The organism is Treponema sp. UBA785 (assembly GCF_002297065.1).
Taxonomy (GTDB): domain Bacteria; phylum Spirochaetota; class Spirochaetia; order Treponematales; family Treponemataceae; genus Treponema_D.
Map to the genome: position 1 here is coordinate 1 of NZ_DBJD01000085.1, position 6600 is coordinate 6600.

6 protein-coding genes are annotated in these 6600 nt (G+C 41.5%); 2 read left to right on the forward strand and 4 right to left on the reverse strand.

Annotated elements, in window-relative coordinates:
• Window positions 1-142 precede the first annotated feature (142 nt).
• Window positions 143-1204: an Ldh family oxidoreductase gene (locus B2X33_RS07350; protein WP_296668707.1), complete on the reverse strand. Its 1062-nt coding sequence runs from the start codon at window positions 1202-1204 to the stop codon at window positions 143-145.
• A 224-nt stretch (window positions 1205-1428) separates the two neighbouring features.
• Window positions 1429-2727 (reverse strand): DUF763 domain-containing protein, encoded by a 1299-nt coding sequence (locus tag B2X33_RS07355; protein ID WP_296668708.1) that lies wholly within the window; start codon window positions 2725-2727, stop codon window positions 1429-1431.
• 123 nt (window positions 2728-2850) lie between these two features.
• On the opposite strand from B2X33_RS07355, the gene B2X33_RS07360 reads away from it, so the two are divergent.
• Window positions 2851-3303: a low molecular weight protein-tyrosine-phosphatase gene (locus B2X33_RS07360; RefSeq protein WP_296668711.1), complete on the forward strand. Its 453-nt coding sequence runs from the start codon at window positions 2851-2853 to the stop codon at window positions 3301-3303.
• Between the two features lie 275 nt (window positions 3304-3578).
• On the opposite strand, the gene B2X33_RS07365 is transcribed toward B2X33_RS07360, so the two are convergent.
• Both B2X33_RS07365 and B2X33_RS07370 read right to left on the reverse strand, forming a co-directional pair.
• The gene (locus tag B2X33_RS07365) at window positions 3579-4520 is read right to left on the reverse strand and encodes a hypothetical protein (protein ID WP_296668713.1); all 942 of its coding nucleotides are present in this window, start codon (window positions 4518-4520) and stop codon (window positions 3579-3581) included.
• Between the two features lie 590 nt (window positions 4521-5110).
• Window positions 5111-5761, reverse strand: a complete 651-nt coding sequence (locus B2X33_RS07370) for a master DNA invertase Mpi family serine-type recombinase (protein ID WP_296668715.1) — start codon at window positions 5759-5761, stop codon at window positions 5111-5113.
• 98 nt (window positions 5762-5859) lie between these two features.
• Between B2X33_RS07370 and B2X33_RS07375 the strand changes: the two genes are divergently transcribed.
• Window positions 5860-6588 carry a hypothetical protein gene (locus tag B2X33_RS07375; protein ID WP_296668717.1) on the forward strand — a complete coding sequence of 243 codons (729 nt, stop codon included), beginning with the start codon at window positions 5860-5862 and terminating at the stop codon, window positions 6586-6588.
• Window positions 6589-6600: the final 12 nt, after the last annotated feature.

Consider the following 6600-nt stretch of genomic DNA (forward strand, 5'->3'; position numbering starts at 1 on the left):
CTGCCACTTTGTGGCAGGGATTGAAGCCGCGGAGCGGTTCGGACGTGCGACTGCACGGCTGAACGGAAAAATTGCCTGGCAATTTTATAACGCGAAAGCCCGGCTGCCGCGGTTTTGCCGCGGCAGTGCCACCCGAATAAATTTATATTGCTATATCTTCGAGTTTTGCTGTAATTCCTGTCTGTTCAAGCGCAGAGCGGATTTTTCCTGCGATTCCGTCTGAAATAAAAAGGCCTTCCTTTGTCTGGCGTTCGTGATTGTTGTATTCGATTTCGCCGGGAACAAAAATTTCCTTAACACCTTCGCGTTTTTGAGAGCTTTTTATGCGCTCGATTGTGATGTCGATATTTTGCTTAAAGCTTTCGATGTTCGTAAAACGGGAAATGTCGATTGCTGCAAAGTTGTAGCCTATTTTGTCGGTACATTCGGCAGTTGTGTCGCCTTGGCCGTCCAAAACTGAAGTTCCGCTCAAAAGTGTTGTCATTATAAAGACGATTAAATCAAGTCCGTAGCCTTTGTAGCCTCCGAACGGCAGCTGAGGCCCGCCTCCTGTAATTACGTCCGCCGGGTTCGTCGTTGTTTTTCCGTCTTTTGTCAAAGCCCAGTCGTCAGGAATTGATTTTCCTTCTGTGTAGGCGAAAAATATTTTGTTGAAGGCGACGTTGCTTGTCGCGGCGTCAAAAACTATTGGCCGTTTTTTTCCTGCCGGAACTGCAACGCAAATTGGATTTGTTCCCAAAACTTTGTCGTAGCCGCCGAATGGAGCGACTGCAAGTCCTGTCGAAGTAAATGCCATTCCAATCATATTTTCCGGCAGGGCGTCCATGGCGTAGTAGGCGGCAAAGCCAAAATGTGTGGCGTTGCGGACTGTTGTGATTGCGACTCCGTTCTTTTTTGCCTTTTCAATCGTTTTTGCCATTGCGATTTTTCCGGCGACAGAACCTGGAGCGTGGTCTGCGTCAAAAACTGTAGTTCCAGGTCCTTCTTGAACGATTTTTATTTGCGAATGAGGATTTATTTTTTTTGCGCGCATGAGTTTTGAATAATTTTCTGTCTGAATAAGTCCGTGCGAATGGATTCCGCGCATTTCTGCCTGGACAAGGTTGTCTGCCACAGTGTCGGCTTCTTCTTTTTTTAAGCCTGATTTTTGAAAAATTAAAGATTCAAGCTCCAGCATTTTTTTTGGATCTACGGTAAGGCTCATAATTCCTCCAGATTTTTGAATTACGCTGAGACGGCTTTTTACTGCAGAACTGTAAAATTGCTGTTTTTTGAGCCGGAACAGTGTATTTTGTGAGTTCGACTTTATCACCAATTAAAAAAAATGAAAAGAAACAAAATATTTTTTTACGGATTTTTTTTACAGGCTATTTATTTTCTTTTTTATGCCGGATTTTCTCAATTTTCTGATGAATTGAAAATAAAAACTCAGCCGTGGCAGGTTCTTCCGCCCCATTCTTTTGAGTGTGCGCGCTCGTGTGCGATTGTTGCGTCAAAATCTGCTTCCGGCTCGCAGTTTTCTTCTACGTAGCGGGCGGTTTTTTCAAGGCGGGCCAGACATTCGCTTTTTTCTGAATAGCCCATTTTGCTTTCTTCTATTGATTCTCCTAGAATGCGGATGCTTTCGTCGTAAATTTTTGTAGTGACGGGAAAAGGATGGCCGTCTTTTCCGCCATGCGCAAAACTAAATCTTGCCGGATCTGTAAAACGGCTTGGAGTTCCATAGATTACTTCGCTTACAAGAGTAAGGCTCTGCAAAGTTCTAGGACCAAGTCCAGGCGTTAAGAGAAGGCTTTCAAAATCTGCATTTTCGCTTTCGTAGGCTGTGGCAAGAACTGCTCCGAGCCGTTTTAAATCTACATCTTCCGCGCGGATTTCGTGATGAGATGGCATAACGAGGTTTCTGTCGTTTTTTATGAGAATTTGCGTTTTTTGCCATTCGTTGGAAAGATTATTCCGACTTGAAGGCGGATTTTTATTTTTTTCTGCATCATCAAAAAGTTCAAGCTGAAGGCTTTCGCCGCCGCCCATTTTTTTTACTTCGCGAATTATGCGGTCTGGATTTTCATGCGTCAGGCTTAAAATTTTGGAGCGTGTTGAAGAAGCGTTTATATCTGTTAGATTTAAAATCAATCCCTGGTTTTCGCCAGTTACGCCAGTATGAGGATTTTCGACAAAGCTTCTGAGTTTTTCCGATGACCAGTGGTAGCGCCGCGCTTTTTTTTCGCTTGCGTTCATTCCTTGCTGCACTACTGTCCAGTCGCCCTGGTCGCTTAAAATAAAATTATGCTGGTAAAGCTGAAAACCGTCCTGCAGGGCAGTTCCGTCGACTTTTGCGGCAAGCCGGGAGCAGTTTATGAGCTTGTTTCCGTCCATTCCAGTCATGTCGGCAAGAATTTGAAGCTCTTCCGGCGTGCGCCTGCTGTATTTTCCTCTTCCGCCGCAGACGACAATTCCAAGCTCTTTTGCGCGCCTGTTTAGCCCTCGTTTTAAGGCATACATTACGCTTGTTGTGATTCCGGAAGAATGCCAGTCCATTCCCAAAACGGCGCCCAGACTCTGAAACCACAGCGGATCGCTCAAACGGATTAAAACTTCTTTTTTCCCATATTTTAAGACAAGGGCTTCTATAATCAGCGTGCCGAGCCTCATCATTCTGTCGGCAAGCCATTTTGGAACAGTTCCCGTGTGCAGCGGTAAATCCGCATATCCTGAACGCTTTATCATAAAATTAACTGTTTATATAAAAACAAGCAAAAATAAAACTCAAAAAAGATTTTTCGTAAAAAAGTCTAGCATAAAAACTAAAAACTGTCAGATTTTTTTATTTTTTTTGTATAGAATTATTTTATGCTAAAAATACTATTTGTTTGCCACGGAAATATCTGCCGCTCGCCAATGGCAGAAATGCTTATGAAAAATCTTGTAAAAAATTCCGGACTTGAAAAAGAATTTTTTATCGAAAGCGCGGCCTGCCGCACAGACGAAATCGGAAGCCCGATTCACCGCGGAATAGTCTTAAAATTAAAAGAAAAAAATGTTCCTTTTACGGATCATCGCGCCCGGCTTATAACGCGGGAAGATTACGCTTTTTATGACTTGATAATCGCAATGGACGAAGAAAATATGCGCGACCTTGCGCGGAAATTTGCAGGCGACAAAGAAAAAAAATGCCATAAGCTGCTTGAATATGCCGGACTGTCCCGCGACGTAGCAGATCCCTGGTATACAGGAAATTTCGACGCCACTTGGAACGACATAGAAAAAGGCTGCAAAGCGCTGCTATCTTCGCTAAAAGCTTAAGAATCCGCGCAATAATAAAAAAGCGCAAAAGCGCACGCAATAAAAATTTGCAAGATATTCCCCTCATTTTTAGAAAGCGTTTACAACAAATATAAGCGGATTATTTTTGAACTAAAACAAAAAAAAGGGAAACTCAGCAACGGAATCAGAAAACAAAAATCCTCATCCCAAGCTTTGCGTTAAAAATAAAAAAGGGAAAGCGACACCTTAAAAAGGTTTCTCTTTCCCTTTCAATCCTTTTCTCTTCCAAAGCGGAAGGGTGGAGTTAGAAGTTTTTATCTTACGTTGTCTATTTCATTTTCCCAAACAATTTTGGTAGAACCATCAGCAGAAACAGCAGACTTCAGATATGAATCTTTAGGGAAATTCCATGTTCCCTTCAAAGTTGCATTTTTTGAAACCATAGCATATCTGCCAAGTTTTGCTTCCTGAACTGCAAAATCAGAAAAATCAGTACCCGATGCCTTTGAAATAACTTTGGAAGTTCCAGCTGATGAACTTGACGAGGCTTTCAATGTTATTTTATAAGCTCCATCAGCGATTTTCTTTACTTTTGAGCCATCATCATCAGTAATCTCTGTAACAGTATTTTCTTTTGCATCTGCAACCGTAGTAATCTCAGAATCTCCTGAAAGAACTGCAAGGTCAATATAAACTTTCAAAATTCCATCGGAATATGTATATGAACCCGTCGGAATATCAGTCCAGCCGTCAACAACAGAACATTCTTTTGCAGAGTTTGCTACGACAGTCTTTCCTGTTGTTCTTGACCAGCTAACAGCTTCTGCTTCGCTCACATCAAAATCGCCAGCATCTGTTGTAAAATCAGACGAAAGAACATTTTTGTAATATGAAATGAAATAAAGAGGTCTCTTTGTAGTATTACTATTTGTAGTTCCGTATTTTACTCCAACACAAACAAATGAGTAAGGTTTTTCTGTAGTTCCCTTTCCAATCTGATTAAAGATGTATCCCATCGTATATGCTCCATCAGATTTTGATGTATCGATAGAAATCTCACAATCTGCTGCAAGATGCTTTGTCGCAGTAGAGACATAACCGCGCGCATAATATGCAGAAGAGCCGTCATTTGTAAATCCATCTTCTGAAACTTTTTCGATAATACCAAGTTCATCTTCCTCTTCTTTGCACGACACAAAACCAAACATAAGCGCAGCCATCACTGCGCTACCAAAAAGGACCTTTGAAAGTTTCATATTTAATCTCCTTGAAACCGCCTTTTGCAAGGCTTTTTATTTTCTTATATTCTAACGCAACTTTTTCAAAATTACAGCCAATATAAGAATTATATAATGGATTATAAAGCAAAGATTTTTTTAGTCAATAAACGTTGAAATAATCTTGAGCCTTTTTATTTATTTTCAAGAAATCCTTTATGCGGCAATTTTTAAACAAAATGCGCCATTCTAAATTTTTGTTCAATAAACTTAGCTGACTGATTTTTAGAGAAGACTACGAGGCTGTCACATTGTCTAGATTATGACAATTGCTAGCATTGTCAAGGTGTTGCCGCATAAGCTATATTGCGACACCTGCTAACATTGTCAGTAGCCGACGCATAAGCTATATTGCGACACCTGCTAGCATTGTCAGGTGTCGCCGCATAAGCTATATTGCGACACTTGCTAGTATTGTAAGGTGTCACCGTGTAGTCTAGATTGCGGCAACTGCATGCCTGCTGTTGAATATCTTCCATAATTTACGGCTTTTGTCCGTGCCGGAAGTTTCAGGCAAAGAATCCTGTTCAGAATTAAAAGCGTTGTTACATTCGAAAAAACAATATAATTCACTGATAGATTCCGTTTTTCCACTTTTCGCCTCTGCGTTTTTCAGGCTTGAATCTGCCTGTATAGGCAAGGTAGCGGTAGAGGGTGCCTGCCGAGACTCCGACTTCACGCGCGATTTTCTGCTTTGAAGTTCCGTTTTTCAAAAGACTGTCGATTTTTAGGCTTTGCGATTCGCACTTTTTGTTTAACTCCCCGCGTATTCCTTTCTTGCGCCCCAGATGTTTTCCGGAGGCCTTTCTTGCGGCTAGAGCTTCCTTTGTCCTCTGGCTTATCAGGTTTCTTTCGATTTCCGCAGAAAGCCCGAACGCGAACGCCAGCACTTTTGACTGAATTCCGTTGTCCAGCGTGAAATTCTCCTTTATTGTCCTAAGACTGCATTTTTTGGTAATGCAGATGTTCAGAATTTCCATAATCATAAACAGATTTCGCCCAAGCCTTGAAAGCTCCGCGCAGATTATCGTGTCGTCCTCGCTGATTTTTGAAAGAAGCTCGCCGAGCCGCCGTTTTGTGTAGCTTTTTGTTCCGCTGATTGTCTCTTCAATCCAGCCGTCTATTCTGATTCTGTTTGCCTCGCACCATCTTGAAATCTCAAAGCGCTGGTTTTCAACCGTCTGCCTGTCCGTGCTCACGCGGATATATCCGTAGTTCATAAATTTCCTCCTGCCGATTTTGGCATAGAATTTCTATCATAGAACTTTGGAGCCTAAAAATAGAGTGTTGTTTTAACGTCCTTTTTGGTAGCGCAGTGATGGCTGCGCTTGTGTTTGGTTTTGTGTCGTGCGCGGCAGAAGATGATGACGATGAAAAAGAAGCTATTACTGGTAGTAATAACGATTACTCAATCAGTTTTACCAATGAAGACGATGGAATGTACCGCGCATATCATTCTACATTTAACAAGCATCTTGGAGGGCTTTGTCAGATTACTCTTGACAAGGATTCCACAGGAGAAGGCTCAATAGGCTACATTTTTGACTTGGAATCTAATCCTAGCCGCGCGACTAAAGATGCTCGAACTCTTTGTATCGTAGGTTTTAACCTTGCTACAAAAGGTGTTGCCAAGCCTTATGTATCGCATTACACAAATGTAACTGATATTCAGGCAGACAATTTTGGAACAAAACTTTCTGATAATCCAGCAGTAGAAACCGAATATCTAAAACTTGGGGATTCGTCTATCACCCTTTCTGACTGCGAAGTTGATGGAAAATATGTTCTTACTGTTGATGTGAACGGCAAGGATAACGAGGATTATGTTGTAAGAATTTATAAAGGAAAAGTTGAGAAAGCTTCCCTTGCAACAGCGAAAACAGCTGTTGACCCTATAACAATTCCAAAAGAAGACCTTTATCCAACCACAAAAAGAATTGAGCAGAAAGCTGCCGCTGTATATGTAAATGTTTATGCTAAAAAAACAATGAAAGCTACTTGGCACTATGCAGATACATATGCTGAAGCAGAAGTTGTTGAAGAATAGTTTTTCTAAATA

Bases quoted from the DNA above. Each gene is read 5' to 3' on its own strand.
- B2X33_RS07350 (WP_296668707.1), bottom strand. From the start codon at position 1,204: ATGAGCCTTACCGTAGATCCAAAAAAAATGCTGGAGCTTGAATCTTTA.
- B2X33_RS07355 (WP_296668708.1), bottom strand. From the start codon at position 2,727: ATGATAAAGCGTTCAGGATATGCGGATTTACCGCTGCACACGGGAACT.
- B2X33_RS07360 (WP_296668711.1), top strand. From the start codon at position 2,851: ATGCTAAAAATACTATTTGTTTGCCACGGAAATATCTGCCGCTCGCCA.
- B2X33_RS07365 (WP_296668713.1), bottom strand. From the start codon at position 4,520: ATGAAACTTTCAAAGGTCCTTTTTGGTAGCGCAGTGATGGCTGCGCTT.
- B2X33_RS07370 (WP_296668715.1), bottom strand. From the start codon at position 5,761: ATGAACTACGGATATATCCGCGTGAGCACGGACAGGCAGACGGTTGAA.
- B2X33_RS07375 (WP_296668717.1), top strand. From the start codon at position 5,860: ATGGCTGCGCTTGTGTTTGGTTTTGTGTCGTGCGCGGCAGAAGATGAT.